The sequence below is a fragment of the Fictibacillus phosphorivorans genome, assembly GCF_001619875.1.
GTDB classification, from domain to species: domain Bacteria; phylum Bacillota; class Bacilli; order Bacillales; family Fictibacillaceae; genus Fictibacillus; species Fictibacillus phosphorivorans_B.
Window position 1 is genome coordinate 22,948 of record NZ_LRFC01000034.1, and the last position, 23,223, is coordinate 46,170.

The following is a 23,223-nucleotide window of genomic DNA, read 5'->3' on the forward strand; positions in this document are numbered from 1 at the left end:
TTTAATTAAATTCATTTTTCATCAAGCTCATTTGGACTTGGTCGCGGCAGTTTCCGCGAATCCATTCAGCCTGCCGGACTACGCCTTCTGCCTGAAAGCCTAGACGGTGGGCGAGCTTGATGCTTTTTTCATTTTGAACGGCTGCCCTGAGCTCTATGCGGTTCAGCATTAACGTATAATACGCATACATAAGCATTCCTCTTACTGCACGCTGAGCGATTCCGTGCCCCTCAAACCCTGCGCCGACCCAATAACCGAGCATGCCTGACTGGTTGTGCCATTTTATATCATACAAAGCGACAGATCCTGCTACTTGTCCGCGATACCAAATAAACAGAACTACATCTGTTTGTTCTTTCATCTTTTTATTTACTGTTTTAATAAACTGTTTCATTTCACTTTGTGACTGTGTATAATCCACCCAGCTGATCCACGGGCCAAGATGCCGCCGAGAATGCTCGAGCAGTCTATAAATGTTCGCTGATTCTTTAATGTCTGCTTGCTTTAGCATGATTTCATCGTCAATATGCCACATAAGCACAGGCATTCCTCCTAAAAACGAGTATGAACTTCACAATCTTTCCACATGATGAATCATAGAGTGAGAACTTTATTTTTGATATAATGCAGAAGTACAGAATCGGCCTGTTGTAATAGCAGGCACGGGTTGTTTTAAATAGGAAAGGAAGAACACAATGTTTGATTATCAAAAATGGAAGCATGTGTTTAAGCTTGACCCAGATAAAGAGCTCTCTGACAGCGACCTTGAATTGATTTGTGAGAGCGGAACAGATGCTGTTATCGTTGGCGGATCTCTTGGGGTTACGCTTGATAATACTTTGGACCTTATGTCTCGCATACGCAGATATGCGGTTCCTTGTGTGCTTGAAGTCTCCAACATTGAATCACTTACACCAGGATTCGATTTTTACTATATACCTACTGTATTAAATGCGAAGGATCCTAACTTCATAACAGGTCTTCACATGCAGGCGTTAAAAGAATTCGGTGACATTATGAACTGGGACGAGATCCTTACTGAAGGATACTGCATCTTAAACCCGGATTGTACGGCAGCTGAGCGTTCGAATGCTGATGCGAGTCTATCAGCAGATGATGTTGTAGCATATGCCCGCTTGGCCGAGAAAATGTTTAAGCTTCCGATCTTTTATTTGGAATACAGCGGTACGTATGGTGATGTTGATCTTGTAAAAAAAGTTAAGCGCGTGCTTGAACATACGGTTCTCTATTATGGCGGCGGAATCACATCAGCTGAGCAAGCGGGTGAGATGGCAGAATACGCTGACACGGTAGTTGTCGGAAACATCATCTATGACGATCTAAACGCAGCTATTGAAACGGTTCATGCAGTTAAGGATAAAAGTTGATAAAAACCCCAAAATGAGTGAAAATAAAATAAGAATATACGTTCGGGCGGTGAAGAGGAAATGAGTATGCATCAAATGATTGAAAAGCTGTTAACAGGACTGAATCCTGAGCAAAAAGCAGCGGTAAAACATACAGACGGGCCATTGCTATTGATGGCTGGAGCGGGAAGCGGCAAGACGAGAGTGTTAACTCATCGCATCGCTTATTTAATGATGGAAAAAGAAGTGGCACCATGGAACATCTTGGCAATCACGTTTACGAATAAAGCAGCACGAGAGATGAAGGAAAGGGTTGCGAAGATCACTGGACCAGTAGCAGAAGAGATTTGGATCTCTACGTTCCACTCCATGTGTGTTCGTATTTTACGACGCGATATCGATCGAATCGGAATTAACCGTAACTTTACGATTTTGGATGCAACAGATCAATTGTCCGTTGTAAAGGCGGTGTTGAAAGATCTTAACTATGATCCGAAAAAGTACGAGCCTCGCGGGATCTTAAGTGCCATCTCCTCACTAAAAAATGAACTGAAAACGGCAGCGGATTTTGCAAAGGTGGCAAACGGCCATTTTGAGGGTGTTGTGAGTGAAGTTTATGAAGGCTATGAAAAGCGTTTAAGAAAGAATCAGGCCTTGGATTTTGACGACCTGATTATGACAACGATCCACCTTTTTGCAAAAGTTCCTGAAGTGCTTGAGTTTTACCAGCGCAAGTTTCAATATATCCACGTGGATGAGTATCAAGATACGAACCGCGCGCAATATATGCTTGTTAAGATGCTCGCTGACCGATTCCGTAACCTTTGTGTTGTAGGGGACTCTGATCAGTCGATCTACGGCTGGCGCGGTGCTGATATCGCGAACATCCTATCGTTTGAAAAAGATTACAACGATGCTGAAGTGATTCTTTTAGAGCAAAACTATCGTTCTACAAAAAAGATACTTCAAGCCGCAAATAAAGTAATCGAAAACAATATGAACCGTAAGCCGAAGAATCTATGGACAGATAATACGGATGGGGCGAGTATCACGTATTATCAAGGTGACGATGAACAAGGCGAGAGCTATTACGTAACAGGCAAGATTCGTGAAGCTGTAACTTCTGGTAACCGCTCGTATAATGACATTGCCATTTTGTATCGTACGAATGCTCAGTCCCGTGTTATCGAGGAAGTTTTGATCAAGTCAAACATTCCTTACAACATCGTCGGCGGCACAAAGTTCTATGACAGAAAAGAAATCAAAGATATCTTGGCCTATCTGCGTCTTATTTCGAATCCTGACGATGACATTTCACTTCAGCGTATCGTAAATGTACCGAAACGTGGTATTGGTGCATCCTCCATGGATAAAGTGGCGCAATATGCAGCAAATAATGATTTATCCATGTATCAAGCCTTGCAAGAAGTCGAGCAGATCGGTTTAAGTGCTCGTGCAACGAATGCTTTACGAGAGTTCTCTGAATTTGTAACGAACTGGACACGTCAGCAGGAGTATCTATCTGTAACAGAACTGACAGAAGAAGTGCTAACGAAGACTGGCTATCGTGACGCACTAAAAGCGGAGAAAACGATTGAAGCACAAAGCCGTCTAGAGAACATCGACGAGTTTATTTCCGTAACACAAGACTTTGAAAAAAAGCAGGAAGACAAATCGCTGATTGCTTTCTTAACAGACTTAGCACTTGTTGCGGATATCGATAAGCTTGATGAAGATGCAGCAGATGATAAGCCTAAGGAATCGGTTGTGCTTATGACCCTTCACTCGGCAAAAGGTTTAGAGTTCCCGGTTGTTTTCTTAATGGGACTTGAAGAAGGCGTATTCCCTCATAGCCGTGCACTTTTTGAAGAAAATGAGATGGAAGAAGAACGCCGCCTAGCTTATGTTGGAATCACGCGTGCCGAAGAAGAGCTCTTCTTAACCAATGCTAGAATGCGTACGCTCTATGGTCGTACGACGACGAATCCGGAATCCCGTTTTATCGCTGAAATTCCTAGCGATCTTATTGAGTCAGAAGTAAAAGAAAGACCTTCTGTTCCTTGGGGTGCCGGTGCCCGCTCAGGCGGAGGATCAACGCCTTCATTCATGGCACCAAAAAAGAAAATGGTTACACCTGTCTACCAATCTTCTGGAGGGGAAAAACTGGAATGGAGAGTAGGCGACAAAGTCAAACACCGTAAGTGGGAAACAGGAACGGTTGTGAGCATGCGTGGTGAAGGCGACTCACTCGAACTTGATATTGCATTCCCTCAACCGGTTGGTGTGAAAAGACTGCTTGCTAAATTTGCCCCGATCGAAAAAGCATAAGAAGAGAAGGAGTGGAACGGGTTGAACGAAGAACATGCAAAGAAACGCATCCTGGAACTCCGGGACATGCTTGAAAAATACAATTACGAATATCATGTACTCGACAAACCGTCAGTACCTGATGCTGAATATGATCAGCTGATGAAAGAGCTGATCGAACTTGAAAACAATCATCCAGAACTTCATGACGAGCATTCGCCTACATCCCGTGTAGGCGGTGCTGTTTTGGACTTTTTTGAAAAAGTGGAGCATACGGTACCCATGTTGAGTCTCGGCAATGCCTTTAACGATCAGGATCTTCGTGATTTTGACAGACGTGTGCGAGATGGCGTTGGTTCTAATGTTTCCTATGTGGCTGAATTGAAAATTGATGGATTAGCCGTTTCTCTTACTTATGAAGATGGCCGATTTATAAGAGGTGCTACGCGCGGTGACGGCACAATCGGTGAGGATATTACGAATAACTTAAAAACGATCCGCTCTATTCCCTTTAAGCTGAAAGACCCGGTGATGCTTGAAGTGCGCGGTGAGGCCTTCATGCCGAAAAAGTCTTTTCAAAAGCTGAATGCCCACAGAGAAGAAGAAGGACAAGAGCTTTTTGCGAACCCAAGAAATGCCGCAGCTGGCTCATTGCGTCAGCTTGATCCAAAAATTGCTGCAAGCCGTAACCTTGATATTTTTCTTTATGGTGTTGGAAGACTCGAAGGCCATTCGGTCGATTCGCATGACGAAAGCTTAACGTACTTAAGCCAATTAGGTTTTAAAACAAACCCTGAGTGGAAAAAGTGTAATACTATTGAAGAAGTGATTGAGTATGTGAACAGCTGGCAGGAGAAGCGTCCAGACCTTCCGTATGAGATCGACGGGATCGTAATTAAAGTCAATTCATTGTATCAGCAAGAGGAATTAGGCTTTACTGCGAAAAACCCGCGATGGGCGATTGCGTATAAGTTTCCTGCTGAAGAAGTGGTGACTAAGCTTGAAGGAATCGAGTTGAATGTCGGCCGAACAGGTGTTGTAACCCCGACTGCATTGCTGCAGCCTGTTTTAGTAGCGGGAACGACGGTTAAGCGTGCTTCCTTACATAATGAAGACTTGATTCGCGAAAAAGATATCAAGATCGGTGATTATGTAGTCGTAAAAAAAGCAGGAGACATCATACCTGAAGTCGTTAATGTGATCACGGAGCGCCGTACGGGTGAAGAAACTGACTTTAATATGCCGACAGAGTGTCCAGAATGCGACAGCAAACTCGAGCGATTAGACGGTGAAGTAGCATTGCGATGCTTAAATCCACAGTGTCCGGCACAGATTCGAGAAGGATTTATCCATTTCGTTTCCCGCAATGCGATGAACATTGACGGACTTGGTGAAAAGGTAGTCGCACAGCTTTTTAAAGAAAAATTAATTGAGAACTTTGCAGATTTATTCAAGCTAAAGCGAGATAAACTGTTAGAATTAGAACGTATGGGTGAGAAGTCAGTTGACAATCTGCTTGCTGCCATTGAAAAGTCGAAGGAAAACTCTTTAGAGCGCCTTCTTTTCGGCCTAGGGATCCGACATGTTGGAGCAAAAGCCGCAAAAACAATCGCACAGCGTTTTGAATACATGGATGCTTTGATGACAGCTTCTAAAGAAGAGCTTCTAGCAGTAGAAGAGATCGGTGAAAAGATGGCTGACTCGATTGTCCTTTATTTCTCAAAGCCCGAAGTAAAAGAACTGATGGAAGAATTGCGTGACCTCGGCATGAACATGGAGTATAAAGGGCCAAAGCTCGTAAAGGTTGAGGATTTGGATACACCGTTCGCGGGGAAAACAGTCGTATTAACAGGTAAGCTTTCGATATTAACCCGTAATGAGGCGAAGGAGCAACTAGAGCGATTAGGAGCAAAAGTGACCGGAAGCGTAAGTAAGAATACAGATATGCTGATCGCTGGAGAAGATGCAGGTTCTAAGCTTGATAAAGCGAAGACACTAGGCATTGAAATATGGGATGAGCAAAAATTGGTGGACGAGCTTAACAAATAAGATTGGCGAGAGCTAACCAACAATATTAGAGGAGTGTCCGTAATGATGAAACGGGTTGGACTCCTTTTCTTAAGCACTGTACTTGTTTTAACTGGCTGTTTGGGGAAAGATGAGCTGGAAAAAGAAGAAAAAGTCGTGCAGGAAAAGGGGAAGAAAGAAGAGAAAGCGATTATTACAGGGGAGATTAACACTGGTGAAAAGTACTATCGCAGTATTTTTCCGTTCGAACCAGGTGGAGCCCGTGGTGTAATTCGCTTTGGTGTTGATAACCGTCTAGATATTAACGAATTTGAAATGGGCTTAATGCGCATCGCACAAGACACGTTCAACACGGACAAATATTTTTTCCAAGAAGGACAGTTTCTCAATGAGCCAACAGTAACAAACTGGCTGAGAAGAGCTGATGAGAAACCAGGCAAAAGCAAGAGCGAGTTTGAGCAAGAGGGTCTAAATCCTAAACTAAGTGCAAACGTGGACGAAAGTGATAGTGCATATGTGGATAAGATGCTTGAAGCAAACAAAAATAGCCCAAAGTATCTTTCTTATGTGCTTGAGCATAATTATCTTGTTCAAAGCGGTGACGGCAAAGTTAAGCTTGGCGGTGTCGTGATCGGTTTGTCGTTTAACTCAACGTATTATTACAATGTAAACAAAGATGGCTTGATCTATCCTGGTGAAATAAAGCTAGAACGGGCAAAGGTAAAACAAGAAGCGCAGAAGATTGCTGGACAAGTGGCTAGCCGTTTGCGTACAGATCCAAAATTAAAGGATGTGCCGATCGTTTTTGCTCTTTATCAAGAAGAAGAGCGTGACTCTGTAACTCCAGGAAACTTTTTTGCCTCAGGTGTTGTGAAAAAAGGAAGCAGCTCGATCAGTTCATGGGAAGACGTGGATGAAGACTACGTGTTATTCCCGTCAGATACGGCTTCTAAAAAGAAACGAAATGACTATGAGAAGTTCACGACTTTTAAATCAAAAGTTCAAGAATACTTCCCGAACTTTATCGGTGTAATCGGAAAAGGATTTTACAAGAACGGAAACTTAGAGCGTATGACGATCGAAATTCCCGTCCAGTTCCGCGGTAAGGCAGAAATTATCTCCTTTACCCAGTTTGTTGCCACTTCCGCGCTGGGAGAGCTGCCGAACGTTCCAGTAGAAGTGTATATTGGCTCAGCTGTTGATCAGCCAGAAGCACTTATCGTGAAAGATCAATCAACGCAAGAAGAGCCGTTCGTGCATATTTATCGTAAATAAGTTTATGGAAAGCCCGCTGATCTAGAGGTCAGTGGGTTTTCTAATAAGCAGATGATTCCCCATGGTGCATGAAAAACACCTGGATGTGCGTACAACCTTTATACAGCTTGGCGAATGTGTAACAAATAAACGATCTTTTCTAAAAGATTGTTACTTTCAAATGTTGTCTTCAATGATTAATGATTGTAGTGGAAGGTGTGAGACTCTCGGCTAGGACAGGCGGGCAGGTGAGACACTTATACGTGAAACGTACGAATGTGGCTCACCGCCTGCCTCGCGGAAACCGGCAGCCTGAACGGAAATCATTCACTGTCAAAAGAAGTTGCAATGTAAATTGGCAAAAAACTTCCCATAGAAGGCAATTTATATTTATTCGTCCTTCACCTCAAATTTCATCTTAAAACGCACAAAAATATACTAATCATTCATCATAAAGAAAGAAGATGCAAAAGGGGTCTCATCCGTTGAAAATAAAGAATTCTGACTATTGTCAGTTTGTTTGAACTATACGTCATGTTCATGTAGAATGAACGTGGGAAACCCAATAATGAAAACGCTTTAATAGGAGGGGAATTTATTATGACACGTGAATACCGTCATGAACCATTTATGGATTTTTCAGTTTCTGCAAACAAGGAAGCTTATGAAGCAGGCTTAAAGCTTATTAACTCAAAGCTTGGTACAGAGTTTCCACTTGTTATCGGCAGTGAAAAAATCACAACAGATGAGAAGATTGTTTCTATAAATCCAGCTAACAAAGAAGAAGTGATTGGATCTGTTTCTAAAGCGACTCAAGATCATGCTGAGCAAGCGATGCAAGCTGCATTAACTGCTTTTGAATCTTGGAAAAAGTGGGATCCTGAGCACCGCGCGAACATCTTGTTCCGTGCAGCAGCGATCATCCGCCGCCGTAAATATGAATTCTCCGCTATGCTTACAAAAGAAGCAGGTAAGCCATGGAAAGAAGCAGACGCTGATACAGCTGAAGCAATCGACTTTTTAGAATACTATGCACGCCAAGCGATCAAGCTTAAAGCTGGACAACCAGTAGTAAGCCGCGAAGGCGAAATCAATAAATTTAACTATATTCCACTTGGAGTAGGTATCGTTATCTCTCCATTCAACTTCCCGTTTGCCATTATGGCAGGTACAGCGGCAGCTGCGTTTGTTTCTGGTAACACAGTATTGTTGAAGCCAGCAAACTCAACTCCAATTATCGCAGCGATGTTTGTTCAAGTTATGGAAGAAGCAGGACTTCCTGCAGGCGTACTTAACTTCGTACCAGGAAGCGGTGCAGAAATCGGTGACTACCTAGTAGACCACCCGAAAACACGTTTCGTATCCTTCACAGGTTCTCGTGAAGTTGGCTGCCGTATCTATGAGCGTGCAGCGAAAGTACACCCTGGCCAAATCTGGCTGAAGCGTGTAATTGCTGAAATGGGCGGAAAAGATACAGTTGTGGTTGACCGTGATGCTGATCTTGAACTAGCAGCTAGCTCAATCGTTTACTCTGCATTTGGATTCTCTGGACAAAAATGTTCTGCTGGATCTCGTGCAGTTATCCACCAAGACGTGTATGACGAAGTGTTAGAAAAAGCTGTAGCTCTTACTAAGACTTTAACAATGGGCAACCCTGAAGAAGTTGGAACTTACATGGGGCCAGTAATCGATCAAGCTTCTTTCAACAAAATCATGAAATATATTGAAATTGGTAAAGAAGAAGGCCGTCTGATGACTGGTGGAGAAGGCGACGACTCTAAAGGTTACTTCATCCAGCCGACAATCTTTGCAGATGTTGATGAAAAAGCTCGCTTGATGCAAGAAGAAATCTTTGGACCAGTTGTAGCTGTGTGTAAAGCGCGTGACTTCGATCACATGATGGAAATTGCGAACAACACAGATTACGGTCTTACAGGGGCACTTCTTTCTAACAACCGTGAGCACATCGAACGCGCACGTGAAGAGTTCCACGTAGGTAACTTCTACATCAACCGTGGATGTACGGGTGCGATTGTTGGATACCAGCCGTTTGGCGGATTCAACATGTCTGGAACTGACTCAAAAGCAGGCGGACCAGACTACCTGACACTGCACATGCAAGCAAAAACAACTTCAGAAACACTTTAATTGCAAAATATGTGGCCCTTTCTCGACTGAGAAAGGGTTTTTTATGTGGAGAAACTTTATTTATAACTCTTCTTCAGAATTTATAAGTCTTGAAAACATTTTATAAGTCATGAAATTTGTTTATAAGTCCTCAAAAATATTTATAAGTCTTCACCCAATCGGCAAACAAAAAATGGATTATACAGCCCGCTTCAGGAGAAGTTAATCGTATAACGATATGGAAGCAGGTGTGAAGATGTCAAAAGATAAAAAGCAAAAGAAGAGTCTTCCCGAAGTCGATCTTGATGAAACGATGCCCCATCAGATCAGTTCTCCAGACTTCAAGGAGACAGATATGAAGATGCAAAAGCCTTTTATAAACGAACATGGTGTAGTAATCGGAGATAGCTTCTACGATTCGTCTAACTCTCCTCTAAACAACTGGAGCACGGACACGGATCCTGAAGTTATGGCAGGTGAAGAGTGGGTGCATCCGACCAACGATATCGGCTGGAACACGAACATGAACCGCGATCTCATTGAGAAGAAGGCACCGCCAAAAGAAGCCATGCTCCGGCATCCGACAAAAGATTCGAGCTACGGAAAAGACTAAAGCATTCGGTCAAGCTACCGGGTGTTTTTCTTTTGGTGTTCCACACGATGTAGTAAGATGAACATAACAAATAAGGAGGGAACACACATGGGATATTTTGCAGCAATTTTACATATGGAAAAGCCTGAGCTTAATCAAGAATTTCGTCAGGCACACCTAGATTACTTAGCGGAACTTGTGGCACAAGATAAGGTTCACTTAAAAGGACCATTCTTAGACGGAGCAGGCGGCATGGTGGTTTACAAAGCAGAGTCACTGGACGAAGCCCAAAACCTAGCACAAGAAGATCCCTACGTAAAAGAAGGAGTTCGACGCTTAGAGCTTCATGAGTGGGGAATTTAAGTACATTTAGAAAGAATCTGCTATTATGAGTAGATTCTTTTTTCATTCCCCATAAAAACCACCTAAAAATAACTCAATTCCGTGAATCTTTCCTCCTCAAGTTGCTTACAGGGCAAGCTTTTTGTTATCATCAGAATAATACTTTTCGTATAAGAAAGTCTTGGAGGTGGCATGCTTGTCTCGAATTTCAAAAGAACAAGTGAAGCACGTGGCTCATTTAGCCCGGTTGGCCGTTACGGAAGAGGAAGCCGAACTGCTGACTGAACAATTAGATAAAATTATCGGGTTTGCCGAAGAATTAAACGAACTTGACACAGATAACGTGGAGCCGACTACACACGTATTGGAACTGAAGAATGTCCTTCGTGAAGATGAAGTAAGAAATTCTGTATCTGTAGATGAGGCGATGAAAAATGCGCCAGCACAAAAGGACGGCCAGTTTAAAGTTCCGAACATTTTGGAGTAGGAGGAAAGACCACGTATGTCGATTTTAGATAAAAAGATCTCAGAACTGCATCAGTTATTACATACAAAAGAATTGAGTGTAACTGACATTTTGGATGCAACATTTGATCGCATTCATCAAGTAGATGGCAAGGTAAAAGCATTTTTAACATTAAATGAAGAATACAGCCGCATTAAGGCTAAACAATTAGATGAGAAGCTTGTTTCCGGTGCTGACAGAGGACTGTTATTTGGTATGCCGATCGGAATTAAGGATAACATCGTAACAAAAGGAATCCGTACAACATGTGCGTCTCGAATTCTAGAAAACTTTGAACCCATTTATGATGCAACCGTTGTTGAGCGTCTAAATCAAGCAGACACGATCACGATCGGGAAATTGAACATGGACGAGTTTGCGATGGGATCATCGAACGAAAACTCAGGATTCCACCCGACACATAACCCATGGGACCTCTCTTGTGTACCAGGCGGTTCTTCAGGTGCGTCTGCGGCGTCCGTTTCTGCGGGAGAAGTTCTTTTCTCACTAGGGTCTGATACAGGCGGATCCATCCGTCAGCCAGCTGCATTCTGTGGTGTTGTTGGATTGAAGCCAACATACGGACTTGTTTCTCGTTACGGATTAGTCGCGTTTGCGTCTTCTCTAGACCAGATCGGTCCGGTAACGCGAAACGTTGAAGACAATGCATACTTGCTGCAAGCTATCGCAGGAAATGACCCGATGGATTCGACTTCTGCAAAAGTAGATATTCCGGATTACCTTGCTTCTTTTACAGGTGATGTAAAAGGGCTTAAGATTGCTGTGCCAAAGGAATATCTTGGGGAGGGTGTAGAGCCTGGCGTTAAAGAACGCATCATGGAAGCGTTGAAGGTGCTAGAAGGGCTTGGTGCAACATGGGAAGAAGTATCTCTTCCGCACTCGCGTTATGCACTTGCAACGTATTACTTGCTCTCATCATCTGAGGCATCTGCTAACCTTTCTCGCTTTGATGGTGTTCGTTATGGCTTGCGTTCAGACAATAGCGATAACTTGATCGAGATGTACAAGCAGTCCAGAAGTGAAGGGTTTGGTGAGGAAGTAAAACGCCGCATCATGCTTGGAACATTTGCGTTAAGCTCTGGCTACTATGATGCTTATTATAAAAAAGCACAAAAAGTACGCACGCTTATTAAAGAAGATTTTACGAACATTTTCGAAAAATACGATGTCATTATTGGGCCTACAACACCATCTGCATCGTTTAAGTGTGGTTCTATGACAAAAGATCCGTTAACCATGTACATGAACGATATCTTAACCATTCCAGTTAACTTAGCAGGTGTGCCGGCGATTTCCGTACCATGCGGTTTCTCTGACGGGTTGCCGATCGGTCTTCAGATTATTGGGAAACACTTTGACGAGAGCACGATTTATCGTGTGGCACATGCGTTTGAACAGGCAACAGATCATCATAAAGAAAAGCCGAAGCTGTAGGGGGTGCAGAAAATGAGCGGATTTGAAACGATAATTGGATTAGAAGTACACGTAGAATTAAAAACAAACTCTAAGATTTTCTGCGGCTGTTCTACAAACTTTGGTGCTCCGCCGAACACGAATGTATGTCCGATCTGCTTAGGACATCCTGGTGTGCTGCCTGTTGTGAACCACCAAGCAGTAGATTTTGCAATGCGTGCTGCACTTGCACTTAACTGCGAAATCAATAGAGAAACAAAATTTGACCGTAAAAACTACTTTTACCCAGACAATCCGAAAGCGTATCAAGTGTCACAGTTTGATAAGCCAATCGGTGAACACGGCTGGATTGAGATTGAAGTTGGCGGTAATAAAAAGAAGATCGGCATCACGCGGATCCACATGGAAGAAGATGCTGGAAAGCTGACGCATACAGCAGACGGCTCCCTCGTTGACTTGAACCGTCAGGGAACACCACTTGTTGAGATCGTATCGGAGCCCGATATTGGTACGCCTGAAGAAGCTTACGCGTATTTAGAAAAGCTAAAAGCGATCATTCAATATACAGGTGTGTCGGATTGTAAAATGGAAGAAGGTTCGTTGCGCTGTGACGCGAACATCTCGATCCGTCCAGTTGGACAGGAGAAGTTCGGAACAAAGGCAGAGCTTAAGAACTTAAACTCATTTGCTTTTGTTCAAAAGGGACTGGAGCACGAAGAAAAGCGCCAGCGTGAAGTGGTTTCTGCTGGAGGAGAGATCCTTCAAGAGACTCGCCGATATGACGAAGCGACCAAAACGACAATCTTGATGCGTGTAAAAGAAGGATCTGACGACTATCGCTATTTCCCAGAGCCTGACCTTGTGTCCATTTTTATTGATGAAGAGTGGATGGACCGTGTGAAGTCTGACATTCCTGAACTTCCGGATGCACGCCAAAAGCGTTATGTAGGTGACTTCGGACTGCCAGAGTACGATGCGAAGGTTCTAACGATGACGAAAGAGATGGCAGATTTCTTTGAAGCAACGATTACAGCTGGTGCAGATGCGAAGCAAGCATCCAACTGGATCATGGGTGAAGTGAGTGCATACTTAAACAACGAAGGCAGAGAGCTCTATCAAACGGCTCTAACTGCTGAAGGGCTTGCTGGCATGATCAAGCTGATCTCAAACGGAACAATCTCGAATAAGATTGCGAAGACTGTTTTCAAAGAATTGATTGAAAACGGTGGAGAAGCAGAGAAAATTGTAAAAGAAAAAGGTCTTGTACAGATTTCAGACGAAGGCGCAATCCGTGAAATCGTCGTGAAGATTCTGGATGCAAACGAGCAATCTGTTGCCGACTATAAAGACGGCAAAGAGAAGGCAGTTGGCTTCCTTGTTGGACAAGTGATGAAAGAAACAAAAGGGAAAGCAAACCCGCCGTTAGTCAATAAACTAATCGTTGAAGAACTTAAAAAGAGATAAAACAAAAATCCTCCTGTAACGGGAGGATTTTTTCCGTCTATAGCTCCAGATATTGCTGAAGCAAATATGAAATCTGTTTACATTCTGCATGATTTTTTAGGTTTAAGGTCAACCCTTTTGCAATTGCCGGACTGAGGTTAGGTTCGATTACATGCTGTTTTAGAAGAATGAAAGATTCTTTTATTGTTGGATCATTGATTTCTTCTAACTTTTGGTCAATCATTTCAAGTAGCTGCTCTTTATTTTGGATTTCATTTACCGGTTCGTTAAACGTATGGTATAGCTCATCTGTTATAAAAGTCGTCTCAGCATGTTTGGCAAGCAATGCTGTTTTTTCTGCAAGTGAACGACTTAATCTCGTTATATCCTGAGGGACGTTAAAGAACAAAAATAAGTGTGAATACGTATGGAAAAAGCCTTTAACACAATAAATGAGATCATATTTTGTATGTCTGACTTCCTCGCCATATAACCGTTCTAACATTCCTAATATGATTTTATCAAATAGTTTGTCATAGTGATGCATTTTAGTTAGGAGTTCTTCGTTAACGGTTTGAGATTGCTCTTTAATAAAAATTTTGGCGAAATCAGAATGCTTTTGAAAAGAATGAAACGCTGCTTTATAAAATTCACTTAATAGGTTTTTATTATTGCTATGATTTTTGACTACATGGTCAATATTTGAGATGAATTCCAGCATAAAGTGATCAATCAGTCCGATGATCAATTCGTCCTTTGACTTGAAAGATAAGTAAAAAGCACCTTTGGATATACCCGCATGCTCGGTTATCTGCTGTACAGAAGTTGCTTCGAAACCTTGCTTTGCAAAGAGTTCAAGGGAACTTTCCATAATCAATTGTTTCTTACTCATTTCTATCGCTCCTAATATATTTCATTGACAAATGACCAATCAGTCATTAGTATAAGTAATTGAGTTTGATAAGTCAATTAGGGGTTGGTGGACTAATGAAAGGTTTAGTTAATTTTGTCCTGATGAATAAATTAGCCGTATGGCTGCTTACTATCATTATAACAGTTTCAGGGATTTATTCAGGGACACGAATGAATATGGAAACAATACCGGATATTTCAATACCATATCTGATGGTTATGGATGTTTATCCTGGTGCAACTCCAGAGAAAGTGATGGAAGACGTTTCGATGCCGATAGAAAAAGCGGTAGAAGGTCTTGAAGATGTAAAAGCCGTTTATTCTAATTCCTATTCAAACATGTCAAATATCCAAGTGGAATATGAATATGGGATTGATATGGATGAAGCAAAACGTAAATTGCAATCTGCTTTGGATGCTGTAGAATTACCGGAAACAGCACAGGAGCCGACAATTACAGCGATCAGCATGAACATGATGCCAGTAGCTGCACTTAGTGTTAGTAGTACGAAAGAAAATATTGTTGAATTGACTTCAACAGTTGAAGAGATCATTCTTCCTAAGATCGAAAAAATCGATGGAGTTGCATCTGCTAAAATTACGGGCCAGCACATTGAAGAAGTAGATCTTACATATAAAAAAGATGAAATGTCTGAATATGATCTAACAGAAGATAAAGTGAAAGAAATGATTCAGGCAAGCAACATGGCCGTCTCATTAGGACTTTATGAGTTCGAACAAGGTGAAGAAGCGGTTGCAGTAGATGGAAAGTTCATGACATCAGATGAATTGAAGAACATGATGATACCCGTCACACCATCTGCAACAAATCCGAATCCATTTGTAAAGCTGAGTGAGATTGCTGAGATCAAAACGGTTGGGAAAGTAGAATCCGTCTCCCGTACAAATGGAGATGACGCCATTGCGATTCAAATCGTAAAAGAGCAGCAGGCTAACACAGTTGATGTTGTAAATCGTGTGAAGGATTTAATTAAAGAAGAGAAATCAAAAATAGATGGTCTTGTTATTGATGTATCGCTAGACCAAGGGAAACCAATCGAAGAATCAGTAGCAACCATGATTGAAAAGGCAGTGTTCGGCGGTTTGATAGCCGTATTGATCATCCTTTTATTCCTAAGGGATTTTAAATCGACAGTTATTTCGATCATCTCTATCCCAGTTTCAATATTTATGGCATTATTGATCCTTAACTGGATGGATATCACGCTAAACATCATGACGCTCGGTGCCATAACGGTAGCGATCGGCCGTGTTATCGATGACTCCATCGTAGTAGTTGAGAATATCTACCGCCGTCTACATTTAAAAGATGAGAAATTAACTGGACGTGCGCTTATTCGTGAAGCAACGATTGAGATGTTTAAGCCGATCCTCTCATCAACACTCGTAACCGTTGCCGTATTCGCGCCGCTTATTTTTGTTGGAGGTATGGTTGGAGAGCTGTTCGCACCATTCGCGTTAACCATGACGTTTGCGCTAGGCGCTTCATTGATTGTTGCGATTACAATCGTACCTGCATTATCCCATTTCTTATTCAGAAAGAAATTATATAGTGAAAAGACAGAGGGGAACCATAAAGAAGCTGGTAAGCTATCAAATTGGTACAAAGGGATTCTTAACAAGTCACTTAACCATAAGATCATCACTTCACTGTTAGCCGTCCTATTATTAGCGGGAAGCTTAGCATTAACCCCAATTATCGGCTTCAGCTTCATGGGCAGTGAAGAAGATAAAGTCATGTATTTAACATACACACCAAAAGCTGGTGAGCTTAAGGAAGAAACACTAGAGAACGTTAAAGAATTAGAAGAAGAAATGCTTAAGCGTGACTATATTGATATCGTTCAAATCTCTGTTACGGAAAACGCTGATCCGATGATGGCTATGGCTGGCGGCGGAGCAGGCGGTGGATTAATGTACCTGATCTTTGACTCGGAAATGGAGAACTTCCCAGAGGTGAGAGAGGAAATCGAAGACTATGTCGCTGACCTTGGTCAATCAGGTGAATGGAAGAGCCAGAACTTCGCTGCATCGACTGGTCCAGAGAATGAGGTCAGTTATACGTTTTACAGTGAGGATTTAAACAAGCTTAATAAAGCGGTAAAAATGGCAGAAGATACCATGAAGAAGAACGATCAATTGGAGGATGTTACATCAAGCGCGAAGGATGCGTTTGTTGAACACACTTTTAACGTCGACCAAAATGAAATTCTGAAATATGGACTGACAACCGGTCAGATTGTAATGATGCTAAATCCTGTAAAAACGGAGGATGTATTAACGACCATTGAAAAAGACGGTGATACACTAGATGTTATTGTTCAGCAGGAGCAAACAAAACAGCCCAAATCGGTAGATGATATTTTGGCAAGGCAAGTACCGACAGCGCTTGGTACAACAATGCCGTTATCTGAGCTTGTAACAGTTAAAAAAGGAACTACGCTTAATACACTTGCTCGAAGCAAAGGAGAGTATTTTGCTACTGTATCAGGTAAAGCAATCGGTGATGATCTTTCCAAGGTAACGTCAAAAGTTCAAAAAGACATTGATAAATTAGATATGCCAAAAGGGGTAACAGTTGGGGTCGCAGGTGTTCAAGCAGATATGACCGAAACCTTTACCCAGCTAGGAGCTGCTATGCTTGCAGCAATTGCAATCGTGTATTTCATTCTTGTTGTAACATTCCGTGAAGGTGTTGCACCATTTGCGATCCTATTCTCGCTTCCGTTTGCCGTAATTGGTTCGTTTGTTGGTCTATTGATTGCAGGTGAAACCATCTCTGTATCGGTTATGATGGGGCTGTTAATGTTGATCGGTATTGTTGTAACAAATGCCATCGTTCTCGTAGACCGCATCATTCACATGGAACGTGAAGGAATGAGTATGCGTGAAGCCATTCTAGAGGCAGGAGCAACGCGTCTTCGTCCGATACTCATGACTGCTATTGCAACAATTGGAGCATTGATTCCGTTGGCAGTGGGTTCAGGCGGAGGAGGACTAATCTCAAAAGGCCTTGGTGTTACAGTAATTGGCGGCTTAGCAAGTTCTACATTATTAACACTGATTATCGTGCCAATCGTGTATGAAGTTTTATCCAAGATCTTTAAAAAGAACCGTAAAGAAGTAGAAGAAAATTAATGAATAAGCCCTGCAAGATGAATTGTCATCAGGCAGGGCTTTTGTTTGTGTGTGTTCCAGAGTTCATCTTTTGTACCCTAACTGCTTCCGCACCCACTTCCGCAACTGCTTCCACAGCTGCTATCACTTCCGCTGCTACAGCTGCTGTCATGACCGCCGTTATCATCACGATGATTGCCGTATCCACTTCAGCACGCAGTCGTATTTCCAGAGTAATAGCTGGATGCTGGATTTAATTTTCCCATGTACATCTCAAATTGTTCTGAATGGTAATAAGAATAATAAAGCATTGCTCCTGCTAGTATAGGTACACTATCAATGGAATGAGGGGATACTTTTAATCCTTTGTAGGGATCGTTTTCTTTAGAGAGGCGATTAATATCTTCTTTAATATTCGTCAAGAGTGCATGAATCGCATCCTGATCTGCGTTTTCTCTAAAATATCTTTTTCCTAGCTCTTCAACAGATAATGTATGTAGTTCATGTAAAAGGCCATGGTGAAGAGGATTTTGGAAAAAAGTTCCCCAAGCGATAGGAGTAAAATCAGTAAACGTAAAAAGTTTAGCGTACAGAAGGTCAAACCATGCTCTTCCGTACGGATCTGGTTCCACCACATCATTAGGAGCATGATGAATGTGCTCTTTGCAAAGTTCAGACGAAAACTTTTCGTATTCCTTTGTATACATCAACATCTCGTGCCAGATATCATCGACTTTTTTACCGAACATCGGTACATTATTTAAAAGCGAGCACATGATAAAAAACCGTTGAAGTTCGTAAAATATGGCTTCAAAATAAGCTTCTGTAGCCTTTGGGTGTTCAGCTAGATATCTGCGCTTCATTTTTTCTTTAAACTCATACGGAAGAGCTCTCTCCATTTTTCCTACTGTTTCATCTAATGATAAGTTATCTCGAATTCCCAGTTGAGGCGGAAGCACCGTCTTTTCCGCAACCTTTTGGTAGTTCGGTTTTGTTGTGTATTTCAGCACAAGTGGAGCAATTACGACAATCGCTATAAATAATATAAGCAGTTCAAACATCGTTGGCGCCTCCTTTACCTTCTCCTACCAAACAGCTATATTCTTAATCTCACTTTTCATGATAATATAAGTTGTAATAATTGTAAAAAAGTGGGTGGATTTAATATGACGATCATCTTGTTAGCTGGAATTGTTTTTACCATCATACTGCTTACGAAACAAAGAGAGTTTGCTTCTGTGAGTTTTGTAACGAACATTAGCGGTAAATTTCAAAGAAGCACCTTAAGCAATAATTATTGGATAGCCGGTGGATTCTTATTCTCTGCAAACGCAGCTCTCTTTGCTCTTGCATTTGTTATTCTGTTTTTCTTGCCATATGGTTCAACTTTTGGGTTGCTGCTGTGCATACCATTAAGCTTAATCACATGGCTTGTTTTTAATGAAATGTGGAATGGGTCGTTTAAAGATAAGGTGAAGATGGTATGTATCGGAAATTCGTTCTTTCTCTTCTTCATTGGATGGATGACTTGGTATTATTTGAACCTTGAGCCAGCCTATCCAGGAGACGACATGTTCATGGCGTGGATTGGATTCATTTTTGGAATTATTTTTACGACAGGGGCAATGGGAGTAAGTATGTTTGTTATTTTAAGAAAAAATAGGTGAATATAAATGAAAAATGAAGCGGTTCTGATCAACAGCACCGTTTTTTTTATGTTATTCTGCGCCTTTTTCTTAGTTTGTGGGTATAAGTAGGCGTGAATCTAGCTGTGGAGGGTGTAGCTTGTTTGTATTTGAGCGAAAGTCGAGCTTAACTGAGCGAAACGAGAGCTAACTGAGCGAAACGGATACTTAACTGAGCGAAACGAGAGCTTAACTGAGCGAAACAAGTCCCTAACTGAGCGAACGTGTAATCGAAAAAAGAACACGTACCGTAAAAACGAACAAAAAGAAAAGACTAGCCATCAGCCAGTCTTTCGCTTAAATATAGCTTACTTGTTTTTTAGTATTTTCAATCTCAAAATCTTTAATATTGATCATATTCGCAGATACATAATGCTCGTTCCCGACGTGGACCAACTGAGGTGGATAGAGCGGCTTATCAGGCAAGACGATCGGCTCGCGATATGGATTGCGCCGTTCTGGGTCTGGAACGGGTATGGAAGACAACAGTGACTTTGTATAAGGGTGTATCGGGTTGCGATACAACTCTTCTTTTGGAGCTAATTCTATTAAATGCCCTAGATACATAACTGCAACACGGTCACTCATGTAATGAACAACGCTTAAGTCATGCGAGATAAATAGACATGTTAGATTCAGTTCGGCCTGCAGATCTTTTAATAGATTCAAAACTTGAGCTTGAACGGAAACATCGAGTGCCGAAACGGGTTCATCTGCTATTACAAACTTTGGTTCTAAAATCAACGCACGCGCAATCCCAATCCTTTGGCGCTGACCACCGGAAAACTCGTGAATCTTTCTTTGATAAGAGTTCCGAGGCAGTCCTACTTTCTCAAGCATACTCAGTGCTTTATCCATCCGCTCTTTTTTTGTCCCTATTTTTTGAATATATAATGGTTCTTCAAGAATTTCTCCAACAGTTAAACGCGGACTTAAAGATTCATATGGATTTTGAAATATCATTTGAATTTCTCTTCTGTATGGTCTGAGCTTTCTGTCATTTAAATTCGTTATTTCTTTACCATCAAACCAGATCTGTCCGTGTTCTGGTTTATATAAACGCATGATGGTACGTCCAAGCGTTGTTTTTCCTGATCCTGATTCCCCAACGACGCCAAGCGTTTCTCCGCGATGAATGTTTAGTGAGACACCATCAACTGCTTTATGAACGCTAGTGCTGTCGGAAAAATATTTTGATAAATTCTGAGCTCTTACAAGTAGATTATCCAATTGCAACCACCTTCCTTTCTACATCATAAAACCGGACATAATGCATCGGTTCTACTTCAACTAATGAAGAGGGTGCATCAAAAGAACTGCTATCATACGTATACGTTGCAGGGGCGAATTTTTTTCCGTTATAGCTCGTATCTTCAAATGTATAATCTTGAATACTCTTCAATCGTTCCTGTCCGTTCTCGGGATTAGGGATGCTTCCGATCAAAGCTTTTGTATAAGGGTGTACGGGATTTTTAAAGATCGTATATACATCTGCCGACTCTACTATATGACCGCCTAACATTACATATACCCAGTCAGCATATTCCGCAACTACACCAAAATCGTGGGTGATCAGCAGAACAGAGGCATTTAAATCAGTTTTATAATAATCGATTAAATCGAGTACCTGTCTCTGAATGGTAACATCCAGGGCAGTAGTCGGTTCGTCAGCGATAAGAAGTTTTGGTTTGCATGAAATAGCCATCGCGATCAAGATACGCTGTTTCATCCCGCCAGAAAGCTGATCAGGGTATTGGTTATAAACTTGTGCTGGATTTTTAAAACCGACCTGTTCCAGCAATTGAAGTGCCTCAGTTTTAAGTTCTTCTTTTGGAACTAACTTATGATATTTAAGTCCTTCTGTAATCTGTACCCCAACTTTCATGCTAGGATTTAGAGACGCTATGGCGTCCTGAAATATCATGGAGATCTCATTGCCTCTGATTTCAAGCATCTCTTTTTCAGGCATCTTGAGAAGTTCTTTTCCATTAAAGGTGATAGAGCCCTTCTCTACCTGGCCATTTGAAGGGAGGAGCTGCAGGACGGAAAGAGAAGTTATACTTTTTCCTGAACCCGATTCACCGATTAGAGCCACTGTCTGTCCTACTTCAATTTGAAGACTTACATCATTAACAGCTGTGGTCTTTTGCTTACTTTTATTAAAAGAAACTCTTAAATTCTTAATCTGTAAAATATGCTGATCCATAATCATTCACCTCACTTTATGACTTGTGTGTTTCTAGACAGTTCTGGATTCCTTGTATGATTAAATTTAATGCAAAAATTAACAAAGCAAAGAAAGTTAGAGGAGTTAGAATTGCCCAAGGAGCAGCTTTTATTTTTGCAAAATTCATTCCAATAATACCCGCCCACTCACCTGCTAATGGAATGGCTACTGGCATAGGAGAGAAAATATCTCCCAAAACGACGATCGCCGAACCTCCAATAAATATGGCAAGAACACCGAGGTGGGCCATAAGGATTAATGTCTGTACGACTTGCTGAGCAAATAAGAGTACTAGTTTTGTGGAAAGTTCAGGCAATACGTGTTTGTGATACACATAAACTTTCTTTGAGCCTAATGCGAATGTGTTTGTAATGTAATCTTTGTTTAAAATGGCTCTAATTTCACGTGAGAATGTAGAGATTAAAGGTGGTACACCGACACCAATTAAAATGAGGCACTGAAGCATGATTAGTTTAATCGTACTCATTGGCTCCATTGACTGCTTCATTATTAATGAATTCATTAAGATATAGGCTAAAATAGCAGTTGGGAGATAAAGTGTTGCTTGAACAATATCGTTTAAGAACGAAAAGCTGGATCTAGGATTGAGCAGAGTGATGCCTACAGAAAACAGAATTCTAAACAAAGCGATTCCCAGTGCGATCAGAATGGTATACTTTGCTCCATCGATTGCCTGATAAAAAATATGCTTCCCAAACATATCCGACCCTAAAGGGGGAACTTGTGAGGGAGAATAGGGAGGAGCATCTATTATTCTTCCTTCATCGTCATATAAAAAATCCTGAAGTTTAAGTGATTCTGTCTTATCAACATCCAGCAAGCTGGGCCAATAAAAACTAAAAACCAGTAAGCCAGTAATAAAAAGAAACCCTATTATAGCCTGAGGCTGCTTTAATAGTTTGATAATCATGCGGCTTCCTCCTCTTCTTGTTTATTTAGCTTGATGGTATTGCTTTCCGCAATTTCAAATAGAAGAGAGAAAGGGATTGCGATCATGAGTGCGGTTACCATAAAGGCCACACCCTTCGTATTCAGTAACACATTCATAATTCCATTCAAATTAAACACATATTCTACAATAAAGAGATTAGAAAGCATAAATACAAAAATTGTTTTGTAATACTGGACAAGACTCGTAAGGATGTTTCTAAAAACGTGTACGATTGTAATGTAAAAACGGCTAAGACCCATCGCTCTCCCTACTGTTACGTAAGGTTTATGCTGTTCATCCTTCATCAGCAGCAAAGCGATCTTAAACAACTGAATCGCAGGCAATATGGAAAGAGTAAGGATAGGCAAGAGATAGATTGGATTGTTATAAACGTTTGAAATATTAGCTACTAGAACTCCAGTAGATTGATAAATGTAAATAACGGTAAACTGCAGGACGACTACAATAAATAGATCAGGCAGTGATTCCAAGAATGTTAATAAGCCATATGTAACGCGTTGAAGGAATCTTGGCAGAAGTGTTGTAAGAAAAGTAAGAATTAGGGCGACCGCTAAGCCAGTAAATAAAGCAGCGAAGAAAATAGTCATGGAATATTGATATTTTTCAAATACGTCAGGAAAAAGCGGGTATTTAAGGTTTTTAATTGAGTATTCCCAAACGTTTTGTTCAACCTGAGTATTGGTTCCAAATAAAAGAGCGGGCAGTATGCTAATTATTAAGATCCCAATTATAATAGACCTAAGTCTTTTTAAATAACTCCCCAATGAAAAATTCATAATGTACCTCAATTCTTAAAGGATGTTTGAAATAATTGCAAACTAATTGACATTTATTTGAAATAACTCCTCCTAAAAAACATCTTTATTTAATTTGACGGATAACCCACCTT

20 protein-coding genes are annotated in these 23,223 nt (G+C 41.3%); 12 read left to right on the forward strand and 8 right to left on the reverse strand.

All coding sequences use genetic code 11. The annotated features are described in order from the left end of the window. Position 1 precedes the first annotated feature (1 nt). Positions 2-535, reverse strand: coding sequence for a GNAT family N-acetyltransferase (locus tag AWM68_RS13800; protein WP_156488422.1), 534 nt, complete (start codon positions 533-535; stop codon positions 2-4). Positions 536-695: 160 nt separating this feature from the next. On the opposite strand from AWM68_RS13800, the gene AWM68_RS13805 reads away from it, so the two are divergent. The 10 genes from AWM68_RS13805 to gatB all read left to right on the forward strand — a co-directional run bounded on the left by AWM68_RS13805 (position 696) and on the right by gatB (position 13,420). Then, positions 696-1,388: a heptaprenylglyceryl phosphate synthase gene (locus AWM68_RS13805; protein ID WP_066242848.1), complete on the forward strand. Its 693-nt coding sequence runs from the start codon at positions 696-698 to the stop codon at positions 1,386-1,388. A 66-nt stretch (positions 1,389-1,454) separates the two neighbouring features. Further along, positions 1,455-3,695 (forward strand): DNA helicase PcrA, encoded by a 2,241-nt coding sequence (gene pcrA / locus AWM68_RS13810; protein WP_066242851.1) that lies wholly within the window; start codon positions 1,455-1,457, stop codon positions 3,693-3,695. A gap of 21 nt (positions 3,696-3,716) precedes the next feature. After that, entirely contained in the window at positions 3,717-5,723 is a 2,007-nt protein-coding gene (ligA, locus tag AWM68_RS13815) for an NAD-dependent DNA ligase LigA (RefSeq protein ID WP_066242856.1), read from the forward strand. 42 nt (positions 5,724-5,765) lie between these two features. After that, positions 5,766-6,977, forward strand: a complete 1,212-nt coding sequence (locus AWM68_RS13820) for a CamS family sex pheromone protein (RefSeq protein WP_066242861.1) — start codon at positions 5,766-5,768, stop codon at positions 6,975-6,977. A gap of 579 nt (positions 6,978-7,556) precedes the next feature. After that, entirely contained in the window at positions 7,557-9,104 is a 1,548-nt protein-coding gene (gene pruA, locus AWM68_RS13825) for an L-glutamate gamma-semialdehyde dehydrogenase (RefSeq protein WP_066242865.1), read from the forward strand. Between the two features lie 235 nt (positions 9,105-9,339). Continuing rightward, positions 9,340-9,696: a DUF3905 domain-containing protein gene (locus tag AWM68_RS13830; protein ID WP_066243352.1), complete on the forward strand. Its 357-nt coding sequence runs from the start codon at positions 9,340-9,342 to the stop codon at positions 9,694-9,696. Between the two features lie 87 nt (positions 9,697-9,783). Then, a complete protein-coding gene (locus AWM68_RS13835) occupies positions 9,784-10,038 on the forward strand; it encodes a YciI family protein (RefSeq protein ID WP_066242867.1) in 255 nt (84 codons plus the stop codon). Between the two features lie 175 nt (positions 10,039-10,213). After that, complete coding sequence (gene gatC / locus AWM68_RS13840) at positions 10,214-10,504, forward strand: Asp-tRNA(Asn)/Glu-tRNA(Gln) amidotransferase subunit GatC (protein ID WP_066242870.1); 291 nt, start codon at positions 10,214-10,216, stop codon at positions 10,502-10,504. Between the two features lie 15 nt (positions 10,505-10,519). After that, positions 10,520-11,977: an Asp-tRNA(Asn)/Glu-tRNA(Gln) amidotransferase subunit GatA gene (gene gatA / locus AWM68_RS13845; RefSeq protein WP_066242873.1), complete on the forward strand. Its 1,458-nt coding sequence runs from the start codon at positions 10,520-10,522 to the stop codon at positions 11,975-11,977. 12 nt (positions 11,978-11,989) lie between these two features. Beyond that, complete coding sequence (gene gatB, locus AWM68_RS13850) at positions 11,990-13,420, forward strand: Asp-tRNA(Asn)/Glu-tRNA(Gln) amidotransferase subunit GatB (protein ID WP_066242874.1); 1,431 nt, start codon at positions 11,990-11,992, stop codon at positions 13,418-13,420. 37 nt (positions 13,421-13,457) lie between these two features. Here gatB and AWM68_RS13855 read toward each other — a convergent pair whose 3' ends face one another. Continuing rightward, entirely contained in the window at positions 13,458-14,291 is an 834-nt protein-coding gene (locus AWM68_RS13855) for a TetR/AcrR family transcriptional regulator (protein ID WP_066242878.1), read from the reverse strand. A gap of 95 nt (positions 14,292-14,386) precedes the next feature. Between AWM68_RS13855 and AWM68_RS13860 the strand changes: the two genes are divergently transcribed. Continuing rightward, complete coding sequence (locus AWM68_RS13860; RefSeq protein WP_066242880.1) at positions 14,387-17,470, forward strand: efflux RND transporter permease subunit; 3,084 nt, start codon at positions 14,387-14,389, stop codon at positions 17,468-17,470. Positions 17,471-17,498: 28 nt separating this feature from the next. Here AWM68_RS13860 and AWM68_RS21485 read toward each other — a convergent pair whose 3' ends face one another. Together AWM68_RS21485 and AWM68_RS13865 are read right to left on the reverse strand one after the other, a co-directional pair. Next, positions 17,499-17,657, reverse strand: a complete 159-nt coding sequence (locus tag AWM68_RS21485) for a hypothetical protein (protein ID WP_156488411.1) — start codon at positions 17,655-17,657, stop codon at positions 17,499-17,501. A 1-nt stretch (position 17,658) separates the two neighbouring features. Further along, positions 17,659-18,510 carry a hypothetical protein gene (locus tag AWM68_RS13865; protein ID WP_066242884.1) on the reverse strand — a complete coding sequence of 284 codons (852 nt, stop codon included), beginning with the start codon at positions 18,508-18,510 and terminating at the stop codon, positions 17,659-17,661. A 105-nt stretch (positions 18,511-18,615) separates the two neighbouring features. Between AWM68_RS13865 and AWM68_RS13870 the strand changes: the two genes are divergently transcribed. Then, positions 18,616-19,116: a hypothetical protein gene (locus tag AWM68_RS13870; protein ID WP_066242887.1), complete on the forward strand. Its 501-nt coding sequence runs from the start codon at positions 18,616-18,618 to the stop codon at positions 19,114-19,116. Between the two features lie 315 nt (positions 19,117-19,431). On the opposite strand, the gene AWM68_RS13875 is transcribed toward AWM68_RS13870, so the two are convergent. The 4 genes from AWM68_RS13875 to AWM68_RS13890 are packed head-to-tail and all read right to left on the reverse strand — an operon-like array spanning position 19,432 to position 23,110. Then, positions 19,432-20,364: an ABC transporter ATP-binding protein gene (locus tag AWM68_RS13875; RefSeq protein WP_197468178.1), complete on the reverse strand. Its 933-nt coding sequence runs from the start codon at positions 20,362-20,364 to the stop codon at positions 19,432-19,434. Beyond that, positions 20,357-21,340 carry an ABC transporter ATP-binding protein gene (locus AWM68_RS13880; RefSeq protein WP_066242892.1) on the reverse strand — a complete coding sequence of 328 codons (984 nt, stop codon included), beginning with the start codon at positions 21,338-21,340 and terminating at the stop codon, positions 20,357-20,359. The genes AWM68_RS13875 and AWM68_RS13880 overlap by 8 nt, the downstream gene beginning before the upstream one ends. Before the next feature lie 16 nt (positions 21,341-21,356). After that, the gene (locus tag AWM68_RS13885) at positions 21,357-22,292 is read right to left on the reverse strand and encodes a hypothetical protein (RefSeq protein WP_066242895.1); all 936 of its coding nucleotides are present in this window, start codon (positions 22,290-22,292) and stop codon (positions 21,357-21,359) included. After that, a complete protein-coding gene (locus tag AWM68_RS13890) occupies positions 22,289-23,110 on the reverse strand; it encodes an ABC transporter permease subunit (RefSeq protein WP_066242898.1) in 822 nt (273 codons plus the stop codon). Before AWM68_RS13890 ends, AWM68_RS13885 begins: the two co-directional genes overlap by 4 nt. Between the last annotated feature and the right edge of the window lie 113 nt (positions 23,111-23,223).